Here is a 20,515-nt window from a genome sequence, read left to right as displayed (position 1 = left end):
GGCCGGTCCGACGCCGCCTGGCCCGGCTTCAGTGCCCGCGCCAGTGGTCTCCGTGCCGGCGCGGCCTGTCGCGGGGGTCGTCCGGGAGCTCCCGGAGCCCGCCGCGGAAGTCGCCGCGGAGCTCCTTGAGCTCCCCGCGCAGCTCGTGCCACTGCTCCCGCCAGGCGGCCCACGACTTCTTGACCGGCTCGTGGGAGTCGCCGATCACCTTGACGTCGCCCATGAGGGCGAACGCCTTGACCCGCACGACCGGCACGTTCGTGCCCGGGGGCGCCTCGATCACCCGGACCTTCTTGTCCCCCATGATCGCGACGCCCTCGAGGTCGACGTCCACCCCGTCCGGAACGATGATCTTCACGTCGCCCATCACGGCGGTGGCGGCGATGTCCACCACGTTCCCGCGGACCTCGGCGTCGCGCAGGTCGAGGACGACGTCGCCCATCACGGCCACCGCGCCGATCCCCCGTTCGATCCGCCACTTGCCGCGCCGCTTGGAATCACCCATGACGGCCACGAACCAGCGTCGCTTCCGGCCCTCCGGGTGCCCGGCGGGTGCGGGGACGGGCGCGTGACCGGCCTGCGGCAGGTCGGAGGTGACGACCGCGAGCTCGGCGCGGGTGACGGCGAGGTAGGCCGCCTCGGTGCGCTCGGTCAGCTCGCCCAGGGTCAGGCGGCCCTCGACGGAGGCGACGCGCAGTTGCTCGACGGCGGCCTCGCGCTCGGCGTCCGAGGCCCGCATTCCACCCAGATCATCCACAACTCACAACATATCGCGAGAGCGCGCCGGAGAGGATCCTCCGGAAGGAGGAACCCGCTCGTTATGATCAGGACGCATGTCATACGAGGAACTCCTGGAAGCGGTGGACGACAACGACGCCGAGCGGGTCGAGGCCCTGCTCCGGGAGGGCACCCCCGCGGATCCGAAGGACGGGTCGGCCCGGACCGCGCTCTATCGGGCGGCGATGAACGGCCGGACGGAGATCGTACGGGCGCTGCTGGCCGCCGGGGCCGACCCCGACCGGCTCAGCGCCGGGGAGGACGAGGGACTGCCCCTGTGCGCGGCGGCCTCCTGGGACCACACCGAGGCGGTCGAGGCGCTGCTGGCCGCCGGGGCCGCCCCGGCCGGGCGGGAGAGCCACGGCTGGAGCCCCGTGCTCTGGGCCGCCGCCAAGGGGAGCCTCGGCTCGCTGCACGCGCTCCTGGCCGCCGGAGCACCCGCCGAGGACGTCAACGACCACGGCGAGACCGCGCTGACCCTGGCCGCCCGGCGCGGGGCGCCGGGCTCCGTGCGGGCGCTGCTGGAGGCCGGGGCCGACCCGGCGCGGCCGGACGGCGAGGGCGACACGCCGCTGGCGATCGCCTACGACTGGCTCGGCACCCAGTTGGAGAGCGCGCTGCTGGAGCAGGTCTCCGATCACGTGACGGAGGACACCCCCGTCGTGGTGGGCCGCACCCGCGCCGCGGACGGCACCGACCTGGTGACCCTGACGGTCCTGGACGCCGGGGGCAGGCCCCTGGCCGAGGTCGAGTGCCAGCGCGGTCACGCGGCGGTGGCCACCCTCCTGGAGGCCGCGACCGGGCAGTGGCCGTCCTTCGAGGATCTGGCCGAGCGGGCGCTGCCGTACCGGGACACCGACGAGGAGGCCGAGACGTGGTGGACCGTGGTGGGCTCGCTGAGCGACCGCGGCGACCACGCGACCTTCGACGCCGCCGTCCGGATGTGCGCGGCCGAGGATCCGCGCAGGCGGGAGTTCGCCGTCGACGTGCTCGCCCAGTTCGGTTTCCGCGAGGGTGACAAGCCCTTCCTGGAGGCGTCCCTGCCCGTCCTGCGGCGGATGGCGGTCACCGAGGGCGACGAGCGGGTGCTGCGCTCGCTGCTCGGGGCGCTCGGCCACCACGCCGACCCGCGCGCCCTGCCCGAGGTGCTGGGGATCATCACGGCCGAGGGGTGGACCCGCACCGAGGCGGACCCGGCGGCGCTGGCCGCGGTTCTGCCGCCCGGTCACGCCGAGGGGCTCGCGCTGCTCGTCTCGATGACCGAGGACCCCGACGACGACGTCCGCGACTGGGCGACCATGAGCCTGGCCGGGCTGGAGGAGGACACCCCGCAGATCCGCGACGCGCTGGCCGCCCGGCTCGCCGACCCGGACCTCGGCACGGTGGCCGAGGCGGCCAGGGGCCTGAGCGAACGGGGCGACCCGCGGGCGCGGGCGGGGATCGAACGGGTCCTCGCCGAGAGCGACGACGACTACGCCAGGGGAATCGTCGAGGACCTGTGACACCGCCGGAGCCGTCGGCCCGCCGTGGCGGGCCCGGCGGCCGCGGACCCGTCGGCCGCGGATCCGCCGTCTCGTCGGCCCGCCGGACATCCCGCTCTCGCGACGGCGTATGTTCGCTCATGAACACCTATCCACCCCATGAACACCCGAACGATCGAAGGGATATCGCCATGGCGACGACACGCACCGCGACGACCCAGTGGAAGGGCGCGCTGCTCGACGGTTCCGGCACGGTCTCGCTGGACTCCTCCGGAGTGGGCGCGTTCGACGTGTCCTGGCCCTCGCGGGCCGAGGAGGCCAACGGCAAGACCTCCCCCGAGGAGCTCATCGCCGCCGCGCACTCTTCCTGCTTCTCCATGGCCCTGTCCCACGGGCTGGCCCAGGCGGGCACCCCGCCGCAGTCCGTGGAGACCAAGGCCGATGTGACCTTCCAGCCGGGCGAGGGCATCACCGGGATCGTCATCTCGGTCCGCGCCCAGGTCCCGGGCATCACCGCCGAGCAGTTCCAGACCGCGGCCGAGAACGCCAAGGCCAACTGCCCGGTGAGCAAGGCCCTGACCGGCACCACGATCAGCCTCAACGCCGAACTGCTGAGCTGACCGGCCGCCCGGCGCGGTCGCGCGCGTCCCGTCCGGGTGCGCGCGGCCGCGGCCGGGACACGGTCCGGAGGGCCGGGGACGGCCGCGCGGACCCGCCCCTCTCCCGGCGATATGGACCGAATGCCAGGTCGGACCCGCGCGCCACGTTTCCCGAGCCCGGTAAAGGTGACAAGAAGGTCAACACCCTGCGACGGCCCCGGACGGGAGGAGAACAGGTTTAATGCGCGAAGTCTGGCCGGGAGAGCCGTATCCGCTGGGTGGCACCTGGGATGGCGTGGGGACCAGTTTCTCCGTGTTCTCCGAGGTCGCCGAGCGGGTCGAGCTGTGCCTGTTCGGTGAGGACGGCCGCGAGGAACGGATCGACCTGCCCGAGGTGGACGGGTTCGTCTGGCACGGCTACCTGCCCGGGGTCATGCCGGGCCAGCGGTACGGCTACCGCGTCTACGGCCCCTACGATCCCTCCCACGGGCACCGCTGCAACCCCGCCAAGCTGCTCCTCGACCCCTACGCCAAGGCGATCGACGGCGACCTGGTCTGGGACGAGTCGCTGTTCTCCTACCGCTTCACCGATCCGGGCGCGCGCAACAGGGGCGACAGCGCCCCGTTCATGCCGAAGAACGTGGTGATCAATCCGTTCTTCGACTGGGGCGCCGACCGCGCCCCCCGCACGCCGTACCACCAGACCGTGATCTACGAGGCGCACGTGCGCGGGCTCACCATGTGCCACCCCGCGGTGCCCGAGGAGCAGCGCGGCACCTACGCGGGGCTGGGTCACCCGGCGGTCATCGAGCACCTGCTGGGCCTGGGCGTGACGGCGGTGGAGCTGATGCCGGTGCACCAGTTCGTGCCCGAGCACGCCATGGTCGCCCGCGGGCTGACGAACTACTGGGGCTACAACACCATCGCCTACCTGGCCCCGCACAACGCCTACGCCTCCAGCGGGCAGCGCGGCGGGCAGGTGCTGGAGTTCAAGGCCATGGTCAAGGCGCTGCACGAGGCCAACATCGAGGTCATCCTCGACGTGGTCTACAACCACACCGCCGAGGGCGACCACATGGGGCCCACGCTGGGCTTCCGCGGCATCGACAACGCCGCCTACTACCGGCTGCACGACGGCGACCGGCGTTACTACCTCGACTACACCGGCTGCGGCAACTCCCTCAACGTGCGCTCCCCGCACGCGCTTCAACTGATCATGGATTCGCTGCGCTACTGGGTGCTGGACATGCACGTGGACGGCTTCCGCTTCGACCTGGCCTCCGCGCTCGCCCGCGAGCTGCACGACGTCGACCGGCTGAGCGCGTTCTTCGACCTGATCCAGCAGGACCCGGTGATCTCCCAGGTGAAGCTGATCGCCGAGCCGTGGGACGTGGGTCCCGGCGGCTACCAGGTCGGCAACTTCCCGCCGCTGTGGACCGAGTGGAACGGCAAGTACCGCGACACGGTCCGCGACTTCTGGCGGGGCAGCGGCTCGGCGCTGCCGGAGTTCGCCTCCCGGCTGACCGGCTCGGCCGACCTGTACGCCTCCTCCGGGCGCCGCCCGGTCGCCTCGATCAACTTCGTCACCTGCCACGACGGGTTCACCCTGAACGACCTGGTCTCCTACGACCGCAAGCACAACGAGGCCAACGGCGAGAACAACCGGGACGGCACCGACGACAACCGCTCGTGGAACTGCGGCGCCGAGGGCCCGGTGGAGGATCCCGAGATCGTACGGCTCCGCCGCCGCCAGCGCCGCAACTTCCTGACCACCCTCTTCCTCTCCCAGGGCGTGCCGATGCTGACGGCCGGCGACGAGTTCGGCCGGACCCAGGGCGGCAACAACAACGCCTACTGCCAGGACAACGAGGTCTCCTGGATCGACTGGTCGCTGGCGCGGACCGAGAAGGAGCTGCTGGAGTTCGTCAGGACCCTCTCGGCCCTCCGGCGCGGGCACCCGGTCTTCCAGCGGCGCCGGTTCTTCCACGGGCGCAGGTCCGACGACGGCACCCGGGACATCGTCTGGCTCACCCCGTCGGGCGGGGAGATGTCGGCGGCCGACTGGCACACCGGGTACGCCAAGTCGCTGGGGGTCTTCCTGAACGGCCAGGCCATCACCGAGCCGGGCCCGCGCGGCGAGCGGATCGTGGACGACTCGTTCCTGCTGCTGATCAACGGCCACCACGAGGACATGGCCTTCGTCCTGCCCGAGGCGCGGTACGGCGCGGCGTGGCGGACGGTGCTGGACACCGCCGACGACATGCCCCGGGACGACCCCTTCCCCGACGAGTTCTGGCCGGCGGAGTCCGTGATCGCGGTGACCTCCCGCTCCATGCAGGTCCTCTGCTGCCCCAGGGACTAGGGTCCGCTTCCGGGGTTCCGGCCGTCGCGCGCGTCCGCGCGGCAGCCGGCGCGGGCCGTGCGAGGACGCGCGGCGGTCAGGCTCCCGCCGCGACCGTGGCGGTGAGCAGGACCAGCACGAACGTCGTCACCCCGGCCAGACCGTGCAGCAGCACGGCGACCACCGGGAACCGCTGCTCGGCGCCGCGGGCGTGGCGCCCGCCGCCCAGCCAGCGGGTGAACATGACGAAGCCCAGCAGCGCGGCCGCCGCGAGCACCCCGAACGAGAGCCAGGCGAAGACCTTCTCCAGGGTGAGCACGTAGGCCACCCAGGAGCCCAGCGCGGAGACCGCCAGGATCGGGTGCGCGAAGATCAGCACGGTGGGGAAACGGGTCACCTTCGTCGCCTGTTGTTGCAGGCCGCCGCCGGACAGCCACAGATAGAGCAGGTAAATCCCGACCATCGCAGTGATCAGCCACGTCACGATCGCGATCAGCCCCACACGGTCCTCCCTGATCTCTTATGACAGATCATGTAACGGGAGTCAGCTGAAGTCACCTACGATGTCGAATCCGTTATGGGCAGGATGTCGGATCAGTCGCGGACCGGCGCTGTGACAGGGTGGGGACATGCGCCTCATCCATCCGGTGACCGCCGGCGAGCCCGGGTCCGCCCTCGATCTGGCCCGCCTGTACGCCTATCCCGCGAGCCCGTGCCTCCGGCTCAACATGGTGGCCAGCGCCGACGGCGGGATCTGGCTGGACGGCCTGTCGGGCGGGCTGTCCGGCAAGGGCGACAAGCGGATCTTCGGGGTGCTCCGGGGCCTGGCCGACGTGGTCCTGGCGGGGGCGTCGACCGTCCGCGCCGAGGGGTACGGCCCGGCGCGGCCCCGGGAGTCGTGGCGGGAGCTGCGCGAGGGCCGCCCGGCCGCCCCGCCGGTGGCCGTGGTCACCCGGGGGCTGGAGCTGGATCTGGCCTCCCCGCTGTTCACCGAGGCGGAGCCGGACGCGCGCACGATCGTCGTCACCTGCGAGGCCGCGCCCGCGGAGCGGCGGGCGGAGGCCGCCCGGTCCGCCGATGTGATCGTGGCCGGGGACGACCGGGTGGACCTGGCGGCGGCGGTCGGGCAGCTGGGCGAGCGGGGACTGGGGCGGGTGCTGTGCGAGGGCGGGGCCACGCTCAACGGGCAGCTCGCGGAGGCCGGGCTGGTCGACGAGCTCTGCCTGACGCTCAGCCCGATGCTGATCGGCGGGAGCGCCGCGCGGATCCTCGACGGCGCCGGGGCGCTCACCCGTCTCCGGCTGGCCCACGTCATCGAGGAGGAGGGCTTCCTGTTCACCAGGTACGCCCGGGAATCTCACTGACCGGGGACTCCGGGTCGGTGGACAGAAACCGGAAAAAAACGATATATCTCGACCATGACGTCATCTCCCTCCTCCGGTGACGAGCTGCGCGCCACCGTCGCAGCCCGCCGCGACCTCGGCCCCGAGTTCGAGGACTCCCTGATCGAGAGCTTCCTGGAGAAAGTGGACCTGGAGATCGACCGCCGGGTCGACGAGCGGGTCGCGGTCCAGGCCCGCAAGCTGGCCCCGGCCGTCAACCCCACGGTGGCCGCCGGGCAGCGGCTCGCGCTGGCGATCGTCTCCATCGTGCTGGGCGTGGGGGCGACGGTCGCCCTCCCCCTGGTCGCGATGGAGGCCAGCTACCTGCTCCTGTTCGTCTGGGCCGGCATCATCGGGGTGAACATCGCCTTCGTCAGGAGCGGCCGGGCACAGTAGGGGCACCGCCTTCCCCTCCCACATCAAGCAAGCGTACGCTTGGTCACGTTTCCGTACGGCTGACGCGGGAGTTGAAGCGTGAACGAGTACCGCAACCTGATCGGCGGACGGCTGGCGCCCGCCGCCGACGGCCGCACCCTGGACTCGGTCAACCCGGCCACCGGGGAGGTGTGGGCCCGGATCCCGGCGAGCGGGAAGGCCGACGCCGACGCGGCCGTGGCGGCGGCCCGGGAGGCGTTCCCGATGTGGTCGGGCATGCCCGCGCTCGGCCGGGCGCGCTTCCTGCGCCAGGTCGCCGAGGTCTTCACCCGGCACGCCGAGGAGCTGGCCAGGCTCGAGACCACCGACAACGGGCGCATCCTGCGCGACACCCTGAAGAAGGACCTGCCCGGCATGACCTACCTGTGGCAGATCGCCGCCGGTCAGGTGCTGGACGCGGTCAAGGGCGACACGGTGATCCTCGGCCCGGACAGCCTGGGACTGACCCGGCGGGAGCCGTACGGCGTGGCGCTGTGCATCATCCCGTGGAACTCCCCGATCTCCACCTTCTCCGCCAAGGCCGCCTACGCGCTCGCGGCGGGCAACACCGTCATCGTCAAGCCGGCCGAGCAGGCCAGCGCCTCCGTGCTGCGCCTGGGCGAGCTCCTGGCCGAGGTGTTCCCGCCCGGCGTGCTCAACATCGTCAGCGGCCTGGGCGAGGACGTCGGCGACCCGCTGGTCCGGCACCGCGGGGTCAACAAGGTCAGCCTCACCGGCTCCACCCAGACCGGCCAGGCCATCACCCGGGCCAGCGCCGACGCGCTCAAGCCGCTCACCTTCGAGCTGGGCGGCAAGTCGCCGAACATCGTCTTCGCCGACGCCGACCTCGACGCGGCGGCCCGGGGCGTGACGGTCGACTCGGTCTTCACCGGCAACGCCGGGCAGGTCTGCGTGGCCGGGTCCCGCATCCTGATCCAGCGCCCGGTCTGGGACGAGATGATCGGGCGGATCACCGCCATCGCCTCCCACGTCACGCTGGGCGACCCGCTCGACATGGCGACCACGATGGGTCCGATCGTCTCCGCGGGGCAGTACGAGCGGGTCACCTCCTACCTGGAGATCGCCGAGAAGGAGGGCGCCGGGCTGGTGTTCGGCGGCCGGACCGGGGCCGAGGTGGTCCCGTCCCTGCCCGGCGGCTACTGGGTGGCCCCGACGCTGTTCACCGCCTCCGACAACTCCCTGCGGATCTGCCAGGAGGAGATCTTCGGCCCGGTGGCCGTGGCGATCCCGTTCGACACCGACGACGAGGCGCTGGCGATCTCCAACGACTCCTCCTACGGCCTGGCGGCGGGCGTGTGGACGCGCGACCTGGCCCGCGCCCACCGGTTCGTCCGCGACCTGCAGAGCGGGACGGTCTGGGTGAACACCTTCCGGCAGATGCCGCCGGGGCTGCCGTTCGGCGGGATCAAGGACTCCGGCTACGGGCACGACGCGGTGCTGGAGTACACGCGCGAGAAGGCCGCGATCATCCAGACCTGAGACCGGCCCGCCCCCGTCCCCGCCTGCGGGCCGCGTGCCCGCGACGCGCGGTCGCGGGCACGCGCACGGGGGTCGCGGGCACGCGCACGGGGGTCGCGCGGAGCCGGTTCCCCGCCGATCCCGCAGGGGGCTTACGGTGAACCGAATATGGTTCTAGAGTCGGCCCATGGGCATCGGGATCACTGAGGAACACCGGGCGCTGGCCGACTCCGTCCGCGGCTTCGCCGCGCGGAACATCGCGCCACGAGGCATGGAGCACGAGCCCTTCCGCGCCGCGATGGCCGCGCAGGGGCTGTTCGGGCTGCACCTGCCCGAGGAGCACGGCGGGCAGGGCGGCGGCCTGACGGAGCTGGCCGTGGCCCTGGAGGCGCTCGGCGAGCGCTGCGCGCCCGGCTCCTTCCTCCCCACCGTCCTGGCCTCCGCGATCATCGCCCGCGCCGGATCCGCGCACGACCTGCTCCCGGGCCTGGCGCGCGGCGAGCTGACCGCCGCCGTCGTCCTGCCCGGGGGCGCCCGCGCCGCCCGTCCCGCCCCGCCGGACGGGCACGCCGGAGCCGGGGAACCCGCCCGGGAAGAGTCCGGGAGCGGCGCGGAGGGGACCGCTTCCCCGGCCCGGTTCACGACCGCGCTGGGCTCCCCCGGCGCGGACCTCTTCGTCCTGCCGCTCCCCGACGGCCGGTGGGCCGCCCTGGACCGCGCGGACTGCGCCGCCGCGCCGCTGGAGGGGATCGATCTCACCCGGCCGCTGGCGGCGGTCTCGGCGCGCGCCGTGCCGGACGGGCGGGTGCTGGACGGGATCACCGCGGACCTGGTGAACGGCCTGGCCGCCGTCCTGCTCGGCGCCGAGGCGTGCGGCGCGGCCGCCTGGGCGGTGGCCACCGCCGCCGACTACGCCAAGGTCCGCGAGCAGTTCGGCCGCCCGATCGGCCAGTTCCAGGGCGTCAAGCACCGGTGCGCCGCCATGCTGGTCGCGCTCGAACAGGCCCGCGCCGCCGTGTGGGACGCCGCCCGCGCCCTCGACGCGCGGGACGCCTCAGCGGGGAGCCCTCCGGCGGCGACGTCCCCGGGCGGGGACCCCTCCGGCGCCACGGCCCCCGCGGGGCCGCCGGAGGATGACGCCCTCCTGGCGGTGGCCGTGGCCGGGGTGCTGGCGCCGGACGCCGCCGTCCGGTGCGCGGCGGACGCCATCCAGGTCCTGGGCGGGATCGGCTACACCTACGAGCACGACGCCCACCTCTACTACCGGCGCGCGCTGTCCCTGCGGGCGCTGGGCGGCGACCCCGGTGACTGGGCCGGGCGGGTGGCCGTCCTGGCCTGCGGCGGGGTCCGCAGGGACATGGAGCCGGACCTGCCGCGGGAGGCCGGGGCGTTCCGGGAGGAGGTCCGGGCCGCCGTCGCGTCGCTGGCGGCCGACGAGCCGCTCACCCGGCTGTCCCGCCTGGCCTCCGAGGGCTGGATCATGCCCCACCTGCCCGAACCGTGGGGCCGCGCCGCGTCCCCGCTGGAGCAGGTCGTCATCCACCAGGAGTTCCGCGCCGGGGACGTCCGGCGGCCCAACCTGGGCATCGCCGCCTGGGCCGTGCCGTCGATCGTCCGGTACGGCACGCGGGAGCAGCAGGAGCGTTTCCTGCCGAAGACCTTCACCGGCGGGATCGTCTGGTGCCAGCTGTTCAGCGAGCCCGGCGCCGGGTCCGATCTCGCCTCCCTGGCCACCAAGGCCACCCGGGTCGAGGGCGGCTGGTCGCTGAGCGGCCAGAAGATCTGGACCTCCCTGGCCCAGTACGCGCACTGGGGCATCTGCCTGGCCAGGACCGACCCCGACGCCCCCAAGCACGAGGGCATCACCTATTTCCTGGTCGACATGTCCTCCCCCGGGGTCGCCGTCCGCCCGCTGAAGGAGATCAACGGGGACGAGATCTTCAACGAGGTCTTCCTCGACGACGTCTTCGTCCCCGACGACCTGGTCGTCGGAGAGGTCGACCGGGGCTGGAAGGTCGCCCGCGACACCCTCTCCCACGAGCGCGTCGCCCTCGGCGACTCCTGGGGCCCGGGCTCCCAGCACACCGACATGGTCACGCTGGTCGGCAAGCTCGGCGGCCCGGGGGCCCTGCGCCCGTCGGCCGTGGAGCAGGCCGGGCGCATGTGGGCCGAGGGGCAGTCCATCTCGGCCCTGGGCCTGCGGGTCACGCTCTCCCAGCTGTCCGGCGGCGACTCCGGGACCGCCTCCAGCGTCCGCAAGCTCCTCGGCATGCGCCACTCCCAGGCGATCTCGGAGTTCTGCTGGTCGCTCGCGCCCGCCTCGCCGTACTGGAACCGGATGATCCTCGCCACCCGGGCCTTCACCATCGGCGGCGGCACCACCGAGGTCCAGCTCAACATCATCGCCGAGCGCGCCCTGGGCCTGCCGAGGGATCCCTGAGCCTCCCCGGCCCGGCCCGGGGCGCGGCGTGTCCCGGGCGGCCTCAGAACGGCGTGAGGGTGATCCCCGCCGACCTCGGCGAGCCGTCGTGGACGAGGGACTCGAAGTGGCCGACGTCGTCGAAGGCGAACCCGTAGGCCTTGCCGTCCGCCGAGTGGGCGTGCAGCTTCCCGGAGTAGTGGTCGGTGACGGCCCGCTTGTAGAACCGGCCGGGATCCGTGGTGGGCTGGGTGTGCAGGTAGCCGAGCGTGGACCGGTGCAGCGCCGCGCAGAGCGTGCGGGCGATCGGACCGACCACGGAGTCGTTGGGCGCGTGGAGCCTGCCGTCGCAGCCGAAGACGTCCTTGGTCGAGGGCCGGGGGAAGGAGGCCACCCTGGCGCCCGAGGCGTCGGTGAAGTGCATCACGCCGGAGGCGTCCGTACGGCCGAGGAACTTCTTGCCGGACTCGTTCTCGAACGGCACGACGGTCAGCGTCCTGCTCCGGTAGGTCTCCCAGGCGGAGCGGATGTAGCCGTCCAGGTACGTGGCGCCGAACAGGCCGGTGTCGATGCCCTTGTGCGGGGAGAGCACCCGCAGCCGCGTCCCGTCGGCACGGCGGTGGATCAGCTTGGCCCAGTCTCCGGGCTGGTTCCGCACGGCGTCGAAGATGCGCTCGCGGCCGTTCGCCACCAGGTCCCCGGTCCGCTCGCGGACGCCGTCGGCGCCGGTCACCTCGACCGCCTGCGGGACGCTGAACATGTCCACCATCGACGTGTTGAGCCACAGGCCGCCGCCGTTGTAGGTGAACTCGGTCCAGTCGAACAGGATGTCCCGGTTGGCGTCGCCCGGCGCCCACGGGGCCGGCTGCACGAACCCGTCGGGAGTGAGGAAGAACTTGAGCTTCGCGCCGAAGGAGACGTAGACCCGGCCGGACATGCCGAGCGGGAGCCGGAGCGTCGTGGCCGCGCCCCCGGCCGGGCCGGGGATCGCGGCGTCCGGGGCGGGGCTGGGCGGGATCGATCCGGCCGGCCACGGGGTGAAGGCGCCGCTCGCGTTCGCGTATCCGAGCCTGCCGGTGGCGAGATCCGTGCCGAGCACGTAGACGTAGGTCCGCTCCCCGCGCCCGGAGCGGTTCGTGACGGTCAGCGGCAGCAGGCTCGGCGGGGCGGCCTCGCGCGCCGCCGGGACCGCCGCCCGCTCCGGGGCCGCCGACGCCGCGGCCCGCCCCGGCGCCGCGGCCGTCGCCACGGGCACGCTCAGTGCCACTGCGGCCAGGCAGCGGAGTGTCTTCCGTCTGGTGTGCATAAGCGACTCCTCGATCGTCTGCTGGGCAGTCGCAGCATAGAGAGCGCTCTCTGAAGCAACAACGAATTAAGGATGATTTAAGTCCCAGCTAAGAGAGCGCTCTCCGTCGGAGGCGGGCACCGCACGTCGCCGCGGCGGAGCAGGACGCCGGCCTTCCGCGGGGGTCACCCGGGCGGGTGGTAGGCCCGGACGAGATGGGCGTAGACGATCGTGTTGCCCTTGTAGCTGTGCGCCGCGCGGTCGAAGACGCCGCCGCAGGTGACGAGCCGCAGGCCGGGATAGTCCACGTCCCCGTAGACGCGGGCCGTGGGGAAGTCCTTCTTGGAGACGCGCTCACGCTTGTCCACCACGAAGACCGCCACGGAGCCGTCGGAGCGCATGACCTGGATCTGGTCGCCGCGCCTGACCCTGTCGAGCCGGGCGAAGACGGCGGGGCCGCTGCGGGTGTCGAGATGGCCGGTGATGACGGCGGGACCGCGCTGGCCCGGGGAGGGGCCGTGGCGGTACCAGCCGGCGATGTTGGCCGGCTCCAGGGGCGGGTTCTCGATGGCCCCCCGGGCGTCCAGGCCGAGCTGCATCAGCGGGGCGGCCACGCCGATCCTGGGGATGTAGACCGCCTGGGGGACGGACTTCTTCATCGGCTGGGCGAACGTGCGCAGCAGAACGTCGGCGGGTTCGGTCAGGGAGGGCAGGCGGCGCGGGATGTTGGTCGGCGCGGGCGAGCGCGCCGCCGCGGGCGAGGAACTCCCGTCGAAGATCATGCCGCTGACGCCGAACCAGATCAGCAGGAGTCCGGACAGGGTGGCCACGGCCGCCCCGCCGAGGGCGAGCCGCTGGACCGGGGAGGAGCTCAGTGGCACCGGCTACGCTTCACCCGCCCGGCGGCGCCGTACGGCGTAACCGGCCAGCCCCGCGCCGACCGTCAGAGCCGCGCCGCCCACGGCGAACGGCCAGGTGGCGGAGTCCGCGGCGAGACCGCCGGCCCCGGTCTGCGGGGCGCCGACGGGGACCTTCCGCTTCTTGTGCTCGGCCGGCTCCCACGGGCTGGCCGGCAGGGAGGCGGGGCCGCTGGAGAACGACTCGCCGGGGGCCGCCGACCAGCTCTCCTTCGAGCCGGACTCGCCCGGCAGCGGGATGCTCGCGAAGCTCTCGTCGGAGGACGGCTCCTCCGACCAGGAGCCGTCGCCGGGATCCGCGGAACTCGGCTCGCCGGAGGAGCTCTCCCCCGGCGAGGAAGGGCTGTCACCCGAGCCGCCGTCGGCCCAGGGGTCGTCGTCGGCGCCGCCGTCGAGCCCCGGGGCGTCGCCCGGGGTGAAGTCCCCCGAGGCGGACTCGCACGGCAGCCCTCCTTCGCACGTGGCCGCCGCGGCGGGTCCGCCCGAGCGGGACGTCTGGGCGATCGCCGTGCCCACTCCGGCCGCCATGCCGACGCCCCCGACCACGAATGCCGTCACCGCGCCCGCCGCCGCGAGGCGACGCGCTCCTGCGATAGCCACAGATCTGCTCCCGGTGCCGAAGGTCTGCGTGTGCCCCGATTCACGGCAGAGCTTCGCCATTATTGGACCGAGAGTCAAGTAATGTGATCGAAGCGTAACCCGTCACTTACGAGAAGACCCGTCCTGAGCCCTTCGACCACGGGGAGACCCGCCCCGGAGCCGCTCGCCTACGGGAAGGTCCGTCCCGGAGTCACCGCGGCGGCGGGACCGGGCTCTCGACGGGACGGACCTCGCGACCACCCTCGCCCTCCGGTGCCGGGCGCTGGCGCGCCACCCGGCCGGTGACCTCTCCGGCCGCCCCATCTCTCCTGGACGACCGCGCGGATGATCTCATCCCATACCTGGAAGGCGAAAACCCTCCACGCCAACAAAGACGCTAAAACGGGCGCGAAGGGATGCTTCACCTTCAAGATTTTTCTCCGGCCCCGGACGTTCGCGTAGAGTGCGGGACATGGAAAAGGTGGTCAAGAGCGACGCCGAATGGCGCGCTCAGCTCTCTCCCGAGGAGTTCCGGGTGCTCCGCCAGGCGGGCACCGAGCGGCCCTTCACCGGGGAGTACGTCGACACGAAGACCGTGGGCGTCTACCACTGCCGCGCCTGCGGCGCCGAGCTGTTCCGCTCCGAGACCAAATTCGACAGCCACTGCGGCTGGCCGAGCTTCTACGAGCCGTCCGGATCGGACGCCGTCACCCTGATCGAGGACCGCTCGCTCGGGATGGTCCGCACCGAGGTCCGCTGCGCGCGATGCGACTCCCACCTCGGCCACGTGTTCCACGGCGAGGGCTACGCCACGCCCACCGACGACCGCTACTGCATCAACTCGGTCTCGCTGAGGATCGAGCCGGCCGGCTGAGACCGCGGCGCGGGCACGCCCTCACCGCCCCGCCCCCTCCCACCGCGTACCCCGGCGGCGCCGCGCCGGGGTACGTATCCGTCAGGCACGGGTAAAGTCCATCACGTACAGCACGCGGACGCATTCGCAGCGTGATCTCTAGGTGAGGAGCTCCCGTGCATCTCCGGCACCGATGGGAGATCATCGAGACCATCGGCAGGGTGATCACTCAGCGCTGCACGGTCTGCGGCAAGACGCGCGTCCGGGTGAGGTGACCGGCGGGCCCGTCACCCCCCGGGCTCGGGGTGGGTGACCCGGCAACTGGAGTCGCCCGGGCCCAGCACGTTGGCGAGGACGGGATTGCCGTTCTCGCCGAACTCCGCCTGGACGAAGACCACCGGGTCCGCCACGCCGCGTTCCTCGAGGTATTCCCGGCCCGTCTCGCACAGCTCCAGCGCCTGCCGGGAGTTGTCCGCCGACTCCGGCAGGTCCGTGTATATACGGAGATATCCGCCGACCGTACGGATGTCCTTCACCCGCCCGGCCGCCTCGCTCCGCCGGAAGAAGGACACGGCCTCCGCGTCGGTGTGCCTGGACGGCCCCTCCGCCCTGGCCTCCCGGTCCGCCTGGCCGCGTTTCTTCTTGTCGTCCTTCCCGGAACCGGACTCCCGCTTCCCGGAGTCGGCGGACGCGTCCGGGCCGCCGGCGCCGCCCGTCGGGGCCGTTCCGCCGGACGGCGCCGCGGGCGCCTTCTGCTTCGCGGGTTCCCCCGACAGCAGCGGCCCGCCCGTGGCCGCCGGGCCTTCCGGCGCCCCCGGGCCCACCGCCGTGGCGCTCGTCACCGGGTCCGCCCGGAACAGCGTCCCGCCGACGGCGAGACCGATGACGGCCGCCGCCGCGGCCCCGACGGACACCTCCATGGCCCGGTTGCGGGCCTTCCTCCTGCGGCGCCCGCCCCGGCGCCGCGTGGAACGTGCCAGCTCTTCGCCCCTCGTCACCGTCGTCCTCACACAGACAGGAGATTTCTCCCGAGTATGACAAAGATCTGGCGAGATGCCGGGTGTTTCGGGCAGGTCGTCCGCCCCCGCCTCACGGCAGGGCCGCGATCAGCTCCCTGACGGGCTTGCGGATGCCGGTGTAGAAGGGGATCTCCTCCCGGGTGTGCCGCCGCGCCTCGGCCCCGCGCAGGGTGCGCATGAGATCGACGATCCGGTGCAGCTCGTCGGCCTCGAAGGCGAGCATCCACTCGTAGTCGTTCAGCGCGAAGCAGGCGACGGTGTTGGCCCGCACGTCGGGGTAGTCGCGCGCCATCATTCCGTGCTCGGCGAGCATCCGGCGGCGGTCGGCGTCGTCCAGGAGGTACCACTCCAGGGAGCGCACGAACGGGTAGACGCTCACGTAGCCGCGGGGCTCCTCCTCGGCCAGGAAGGCCGGGATGTGCGACTTGTTGAACTCCGCCGGGCGGTGCAGCGCCATGGCCGACCAGACCGGCTCGGTCAGCCGCCCCAGGTCGGTGCGGCGGAAGCGGGAGTAGGTCTCCTGCAGGTCCTCGGCGGTGGGGGCGTGCCACCAGAACATGAAGTCGGCGTCGGCGCGGAACCCGGCGACGTCGTAGACGCCGCGGGTGACGACGTCCTTCCGGGCCGTCTGGGTCAGCAGGTCCTCGACCTCGTCGGCCAGGCCCTCCCGGTTGCCCGGGCAGTTGTCGCGCAGCTTGAAGACCGACCACATTGTGTAACGGATCACCTGGTTCAGGTCGCGCGCCTTGGGCCGCGGGTTCGCGTCCGTCGTCCTCACCCTCTCGTCAGAAGTTCGGGTCCGTGAAGTTCGGATTCGCCGGAGAATCGGGATCTCCGCCAGTCAAACCTATCCGGAGGAGTCCCCGGTCCCGCGTGCAGGGGAATCGCTCCGCTCCCCCGCGAGCCTCAGGTGCTCCAGGACCCGGGCCGCCGCCGTACGGGCGGTGGCGACGCAGGCGGGGATGCCGACGCCGTCGTAGGCCGCGCCGCACAGGGCCAGCCCGGGCTGGGAGGCGACGGCGGCCCGGATGCGGGCGACCCGGTCGAGGTGGCCCACGTTGTACTGCGGGAGGGCCCCGCCCCAGCGGGTCACCCGGGAGTCCCTGGGCAGCCCGCGCACCCCGGCGACCTCGGCCGTCTCGGCCATGGCGAGGGCGACCAGCTCGGCGTCGTCCCGCTGGAGCAGCGCCTCCTCGCCCAGCCGCCCGATCGAGCAGCGCAGCACGATCAGGTCGGGGTCCGCCTCGGCCAGGTGCGGCCACTTGATCGAGCTGAACGTGGCGGCCTTGACCGGGCGCCCCTCGACCGGCGGGACCAGGTAGCCGCTCCCGGCCGGGAGCGCGGGGAACGCCGCGCGCGGGTAGGCGAGGGTGACGACGGCCATGCTGGCGTACTCGATCCGGGCCAGCTCGGCGGCCGCCTTGGGCACCTCGTCGGCGAGCAGGCGGCCGGTCGCGGGACCGGGCGTGGCGAGGATCACCGCGTCGGCCTCGATGATCTCCGGGTCGGGCACGGGCCCGGCGACCAGGCGCCAGCCGTGCCCGGTGCGGCGCAGCTCCCGCACCATCACGCCGGTCCTGATCTCCGCTCCGGAGGCGGCGGCGACGACCTCGGGCAGGCTGCCCATTCCGGTGCGGAGCGTGGCGAAGACGGGCCCGGCGTCCTTGGGCGCCTCATCGGCGATCTTCTTGGTCGCGGCGAGCAGGGAGCGCTCGGTGCGGGCCGCGGCGGCGATCCTGGGCATCGTCGCATCGAGGGAGAGCGCCTCGGCCCGGCCCGCGTAGACGCCGCCGAGGATCGGCTCGACCAGCCGGTCGACCACCTCGCCGCCCATCCGGGCGCGGATGTAGGCGGCCACCGAGACGTCCGTGGTGATGAGCGTGGCGGGGAGGATCTGGTCCATCGGCACGCGGGCGAGGCCGCCGGGGGTGAGCACGCCCGAGGAGGCCAGCGCGGCCAGATCGGACGGGACCCCCATCACCTGCCCCCTCGGCATGGGCCGGAGCGCGCCGCGGGTCAAGACGGCGGCCTGGGCGTCCCCGGGATGCCGCAGCTCGTCACCGAGACCGACCATCCTGGCCAGGTCCTTGCCCTCGGGCCGCCGCACGAGCATCGCCTCGGCCCCGGCGTCGACAGGGACGCCCGCGACCTCGCTCGCGTGGAGTTTGCCGCCGATCCGCCCGGCGCCGTCGAGGACGGTCACCCGGATGTCCTCACCGCCCCGCCGCAGGTGCCACGCGGCGGCCAGGCCCGCGATCCCGGCACCGACGACCACCACATGGCTCCGGTTCCCTTCCATGACTCCAGACCGTACCGCCACCGGGGTCCCCCCGCGTTCCGGGCCTCCGCCGTGACCTCACGGCAGGCAGACCGTGACGCCATCGTGACGGCCCGCGTCAAACCAGCCCCTCGGAAGGTCCGTCTTCAAGGACATGAAGAGATTCCGGTACGGCCCGCGCCTGGCGATCGCCCTCGCGGCCACAGTGGTGTTCGCCTCCGCGTGCGGGGGCGGCGGAGAGTCCGCCGACTCCGCCCCGCAGTCCGGCGCCGAGGCCCCCGCGGCCGCGTCCGCCGCGGCTCCCGAGGAGGCCGCGAACAAGGCCGCCGACACGGCGGAGTCCGGCGGGCGGGGCACCGGCGGGCAGGGCGAGCCCGGCGGGCAGAAGGAGCCGGTGGACGTGGTCCCGACCGACCGCGCCATCATCTACACCGCGCAGATGACCGTCCGGGCGAAGGACGTCGCCGCCGCGGCCGAGAAGGCCAAGCAGATCATCACCGCGGCCGGCGGCTACCTCGCCCAGGAGAAGTCGGACGCCTACGGCAGCCAGGCGTCCTCCACCCTGGTCTTCAAGATCCCGCCCGCGGGCTACTCCGGCGCCCTCGGCAGGCTCGGCAAGGAGCTGGGCGAGCGGGAGTCGATCCAGCAGAGCACCGAGGACGTCACCGAGGAGGTCGCCGACGTCGAGAGCCGCGTGACGTCGGCGAAGTCCGCGCTGGAGTCGCTGCGCGCGCTGCTGAAGCGGGCGGACACGATCGGCCAGGTGCTCGACGTCGAGCGGGAGATCGCCGGCCGCCAGGCGGAGCTGGAGTCGCTCCAGGCCCGGCAGAAGAAGCTGGCCTCGCTGACCGGCATGGCGACGCTGACGCTGAACCTGATCGGCCCGGCGGCCGAGATCCCCGAGCCGGTGGAGGAGCCGGGAGGGTTCCTCGGCGGCCTGGAGGCGGGCTGGGAGTCCTTCGTCTCGGCCGTCAAGATCGGGCTGACGGTCCTCGGCGCGCTGCTCCCCTGGTTGCTGGTGATCGTGCCGGTCTGGCTGGCGGTGGCCTTCCTGCTCCGCCGCCGGAGGAACCGCCCGGCGCCGGGGCTCCCGCCGGGCGGGACGCCGTACCCCGGCGCGACGCCCCCGCCGTCCGGCGACGACGAGGCGGCCGCGGAGCCGGAGCGGGAGCCGGAACCGGCGGGCCCGCGCGCCACTCCGTAGACGTGGCGGGATCCGAGGCGCGGGGCGCCGGGGCGCTCCGCGCGGGGCCGCGCCCGGAGGTCCGCGGGCCGGGCCGCCCGCGGAGGGCTCCCCACCGGGATGTCAGCGGGCGGAGGTCTCGTGCACGAAGTCGGTGAGGCGGGCGAGCTGGTCGGGGTCGACGCCGGGCAGCACGCCGTGGCCGAGGTTGAAGACGTGGCCCTCGGCCTTCCCGCCCCGCTCCAGGATGTCGGCCGCGCGGCGCTCGACGACCTCCCAGGGGGCGAGCAGGATCGCCGGGTCCAGGTTGCCCTGGAGCGCCTTGCCCGGACCGACGCGGCGGGCGGCCTCGTCGAGCGGGACCCGCCAGTCGACGCCGACCACGTCGGCCCCCGCCTCGCCGAGCAGGCCGAGCAGCTCGCCGGTGCCGACGCCGAAGTGGATCCGCGGGACGTCCAGACCGGCCAGGCCCGTGAAGATGCGGCGGGTGTACGGCAGGACGAACTCGCGGTAGTCCTCGGGCGCGACGGCGCCGACCCACGAGTCGAAGAGCTGGACGGCGGAGGCCCCGGCGTCGATCTGGACGCGGAGGAAGCCGAGGGTGATCTCGGTCAGCCGGTCCATCATGGCGTGCCACAGGTCGGGCTCGCCGTACATCATGGCCTTGGTGTGGTCGTGGTTCTTGGAGGGGCCGCCCTCGATGAGGTAGGAGGCGAGGGTGAACGGCGCGCCCGCGAACCCGATGAGCGGGGTGGAGCCCAGCTCCCCGGTGAGGGCGCGGACGGCCTCGGTGACGTAGGAGACGTCGCCGGGTTCGAGCGGGCGCAGCGTCCGGACCGCGGCGGCGTCCCTGATCGGGGCGGCCACCACCGGGCCGACGCCGGGCTTGATGTCGAGGTCGATCCCGATCGCCTTGAGCGGCACCACGATGTCGCTGAAGAAGATGGCCGCGTCCACGCCGTACCGGCGGACCGGCTGCATCGTGATCTCCACGATCAGGTCGGGGGTGGCGCAGGCGGTGAGCATGGGCACCCCGCCGCGCACGGCCCGGTACTCGGGCAGCGAGCGGCCCGCCTGGCGCATGTACCACACCGGTGTGTGAGGGACGGGCTGGCGGCGGCAGGCGCGCAGGAAAGGGGAGTCGGCAAGCTCGGGATTCACCCTCCCAGGGTGCCATGCCGGGGGGCCGGTCCGCGCTCCGCGGCCCCCGGACGGCGTGCCTTGCACGAAATCGCCCGAAATTAGATGACAAGACACTTGAGAAGCCATAGATAGCTTCAAGTCACGATGATGCACCTCTCATAGAGGTTCGAGGGCTTCTCAATGGGGTTTGAGAGCTTCGTCCAGCAGGCACCGGTGACTCCACGGCGAAGATCTACGCCTTGCGACCGATCCGGGTGCGCGGGAAGGCGTGGAGCGATCATGATTCCGGGTACAGTTTCCCTCATCGATGAACCAGGGTCGGTCCCCTGCTGGTCCAAATGTTCGCCAAAACACCGCGCGGCATCG

The 20,515-nt window shown here is 73.0% G+C and carries 18 protein-coding genes; 9 read left to right on the top strand and 9 right to left on the bottom strand.

The window, feature by feature from the left end; translation table 11 throughout:
- Nucleotides 1-28 precede the first annotated feature (28 nt).
- Nucleotides 29-757, bottom strand: a complete 729-nt coding sequence (locus Plo01_RS15405) for a DUF1707 SHOCT-like domain-containing protein (RefSeq protein WP_203891248.1) — start codon at nucleotides 755-757, stop codon at nucleotides 29-31.
- 76 nt (nucleotides 758-833) lie between these two features.
- Here Plo01_RS15405 and Plo01_RS15400 point away from each other — a divergent pair, with 76 nt between their 5' ends.
- From Plo01_RS15400 to glgX, 3 genes are all read left to right on the top strand, one after another.
- On the top strand, nucleotides 834-2,279 hold the full coding sequence (locus tag Plo01_RS15400; protein ID WP_203891247.1) for an ankyrin repeat domain-containing protein: 1,446 nt from the start codon (nucleotides 834-836) through the stop codon (nucleotides 2,277-2,279).
- 170 nt (nucleotides 2,280-2,449) lie between these two features.
- A complete protein-coding gene (locus tag Plo01_RS15395) occupies nucleotides 2,450-2,878 on the top strand; it encodes an OsmC family protein (protein ID WP_203891246.1) in 429 nt (142 codons plus the stop codon).
- 220 nt (nucleotides 2,879-3,098) lie between these two features.
- Nucleotides 3,099-5,219, top strand: coding sequence for a glycogen debranching protein GlgX (glgX, locus tag Plo01_RS15390; RefSeq protein ID WP_203891245.1), 2,121 nt, complete (start codon nucleotides 3,099-3,101; stop codon nucleotides 5,217-5,219).
- A gap of 76 nt (nucleotides 5,220-5,295) precedes the next feature.
- Here glgX and Plo01_RS15385 read toward each other — a convergent pair whose 3' ends face one another.
- Nucleotides 5,296-5,700, bottom strand: a complete 405-nt coding sequence (locus Plo01_RS15385; protein ID WP_203891244.1) for a hypothetical protein — start codon at nucleotides 5,698-5,700, stop codon at nucleotides 5,296-5,298.
- Between the two features lie 127 nt (nucleotides 5,701-5,827).
- Here Plo01_RS15385 and Plo01_RS15380 point away from each other — a divergent pair, with 127 nt between their 5' ends.
- The 4 genes from Plo01_RS15380 (at nucleotide 5,828) to Plo01_RS15365 (ending at nucleotide 10,913) form a co-directional block, all read left to right on the top strand.
- A complete protein-coding gene (locus Plo01_RS15380; RefSeq protein ID WP_203891243.1) occupies nucleotides 5,828-6,562 on the top strand; it encodes a pyrimidine reductase family protein in 735 nt (244 codons plus the stop codon).
- A 54-nt stretch (nucleotides 6,563-6,616) separates the two neighbouring features.
- Complete coding sequence (locus Plo01_RS15375) at nucleotides 6,617-6,976, top strand: hypothetical protein (protein ID WP_203891242.1); 360 nt, start codon at nucleotides 6,617-6,619, stop codon at nucleotides 6,974-6,976.
- 78 nt (nucleotides 6,977-7,054) lie between these two features.
- Complete coding sequence (locus Plo01_RS15370) at nucleotides 7,055-8,494, top strand: aldehyde dehydrogenase family protein (RefSeq protein WP_203891241.1); 1,440 nt, start codon at nucleotides 7,055-7,057, stop codon at nucleotides 8,492-8,494.
- 166 nt (nucleotides 8,495-8,660) lie between these two features.
- On the top strand, nucleotides 8,661-10,913 hold the full coding sequence (locus Plo01_RS15365; RefSeq protein ID WP_203891240.1) for an acyl-CoA dehydrogenase family protein: 2,253 nt from the start codon (nucleotides 8,661-8,663) through the stop codon (nucleotides 10,911-10,913).
- Between the two features lie 43 nt (nucleotides 10,914-10,956).
- On the opposite strand, the gene Plo01_RS15360 is transcribed toward Plo01_RS15365, so the two are convergent.
- The 3 genes from Plo01_RS15360 to Plo01_RS15350 all read right to left on the bottom strand — a co-directional run bounded on the left by Plo01_RS15360 (nucleotide 10,957) and on the right by Plo01_RS15350 (nucleotide 13,694).
- Complete coding sequence (locus Plo01_RS15360) at nucleotides 10,957-12,198, bottom strand: beta-1,3-glucanase family protein (RefSeq protein ID WP_203891239.1); 1,242 nt, start codon at nucleotides 12,196-12,198, stop codon at nucleotides 10,957-10,959.
- Nucleotides 12,199-12,362: 164 nt separating this feature from the next.
- Nucleotides 12,363-13,058, bottom strand: coding sequence for a class F sortase (locus tag Plo01_RS15355; protein WP_203891238.1), 696 nt, complete (start codon nucleotides 13,056-13,058; stop codon nucleotides 12,363-12,365).
- Between the two features lie 3 nt (nucleotides 13,059-13,061).
- On the bottom strand, nucleotides 13,062-13,694 hold the full coding sequence (locus Plo01_RS15350) for a hypothetical protein (RefSeq protein WP_203891237.1): 633 nt from the start codon (nucleotides 13,692-13,694) through the stop codon (nucleotides 13,062-13,064).
- 451 nt (nucleotides 13,695-14,145) lie between these two features.
- On the opposite strand from Plo01_RS15350, the gene msrB reads away from it, so the two are divergent.
- The gene (gene msrB / locus Plo01_RS15345) at nucleotides 14,146-14,547 is read left to right on the top strand and encodes a peptide-methionine (R)-S-oxide reductase MsrB (RefSeq protein ID WP_203891236.1); all 402 of its coding nucleotides are present in this window, start codon (nucleotides 14,146-14,148) and stop codon (nucleotides 14,545-14,547) included.
- 266 nt (nucleotides 14,548-14,813) lie between these two features.
- On the opposite strand, the gene Plo01_RS15340 is transcribed toward msrB, so the two are convergent.
- The 3 genes from Plo01_RS15340 to hemG form a co-directional block, all read right to left on the bottom strand.
- Nucleotides 14,814-15,524, bottom strand: coding sequence for a hypothetical protein (locus Plo01_RS15340; RefSeq protein WP_203891235.1), 711 nt, complete (start codon nucleotides 15,522-15,524; stop codon nucleotides 14,814-14,816).
- A 91-nt stretch (nucleotides 15,525-15,615) separates the two neighbouring features.
- Nucleotides 15,616-16,323 (bottom strand): hydrogen peroxide-dependent heme synthase, encoded by a 708-nt coding sequence (gene hemQ, locus Plo01_RS15335; RefSeq protein ID WP_373871689.1) that lies wholly within the window; start codon nucleotides 16,321-16,323, stop codon nucleotides 15,616-15,618.
- A 69-nt stretch (nucleotides 16,324-16,392) separates the two neighbouring features.
- Nucleotides 16,393-17,844, bottom strand: coding sequence for a protoporphyrinogen oxidase (gene hemG / locus Plo01_RS15330; protein WP_203891234.1), 1,452 nt, complete (start codon nucleotides 17,842-17,844; stop codon nucleotides 16,393-16,395).
- Nucleotides 17,845-17,977: 133 nt separating this feature from the next.
- Between hemG and Plo01_RS15325 the strand changes: the two genes are divergently transcribed.
- Entirely contained in the window at nucleotides 17,978-19,027 is a 1,050-nt protein-coding gene (locus Plo01_RS15325; protein WP_203891233.1) for a DUF4349 domain-containing protein, read from the top strand.
- Nucleotides 19,028-19,129: 102 nt separating this feature from the next.
- Here Plo01_RS15325 and hemE read toward each other — a convergent pair whose 3' ends face one another.
- Complete coding sequence (gene hemE / locus Plo01_RS15320; RefSeq protein ID WP_203891232.1) at nucleotides 19,130-20,167, bottom strand: uroporphyrinogen decarboxylase; 1,038 nt, start codon at nucleotides 20,165-20,167, stop codon at nucleotides 19,130-19,132.
- Nucleotides 20,168-20,515 lie beyond the last annotated feature (348 nt).

This window comes from Planobispora longispora, from assembly GCF_016863135.1.
GTDB classification, from domain to species: Bacteria; Actinomycetota; Actinomycetes; order Streptosporangiales; family Streptosporangiaceae; genus Planobispora; species Planobispora longispora.
The sequence above is the reverse complement of the archived record's forward strand: the minus strand, read 5'-3'. Positions and strand labels throughout refer to the sequence as shown.

Coding starts and splice junctions, on each gene's coding strand:
- Plo01_RS15400 (WP_203891247.1), top strand. CDS start 834: ATGTCATACGAGGAACTCCTGGAAGCGGTGGACGACAACGACGCCGAG.
- Plo01_RS15395 (WP_203891246.1), top strand. CDS start 2,450: ATGGCGACGACACGCACCGCGACGACCCAGTGGAAGGGCGCGCTGCTC.
- glgX (WP_203891245.1), top strand. CDS start 3,099: ATGCGCGAAGTCTGGCCGGGAGAGCCGTATCCGCTGGGTGGCACCTGG.
- Plo01_RS15380 (WP_203891243.1), top strand. CDS start 5,828: ATGCGCCTCATCCATCCGGTGACCGCCGGCGAGCCCGGGTCCGCCCTC.
- Plo01_RS15375 (WP_203891242.1), top strand. CDS start 6,617: ATGACGTCATCTCCCTCCTCCGGTGACGAGCTGCGCGCCACCGTCGCA.
- Plo01_RS15365 (WP_203891240.1), top strand. CDS start 8,661: ATGGGCATCGGGATCACTGAGGAACACCGGGCGCTGGCCGACTCCGTC.
- Plo01_RS15360 (WP_203891239.1), bottom strand. CDS start 12,198: ATGCACACCAGACGGAAGACACTCCGCTGCCTGGCCGCAGTGGCACTG.
- msrB (WP_203891236.1), top strand. CDS start 14,146: ATGGAAAAGGTGGTCAAGAGCGACGCCGAATGGCGCGCTCAGCTCTCT.
- hemG (WP_203891234.1), bottom strand. CDS start 17,844: ATGGAAGGGAACCGGAGCCATGTGGTGGTCGTCGGTGCCGGGATCGCG.
- Plo01_RS15325 (WP_203891233.1), top strand. CDS start 17,978: ATGAAGAGATTCCGGTACGGCCCGCGCCTGGCGATCGCCCTCGCGGCC.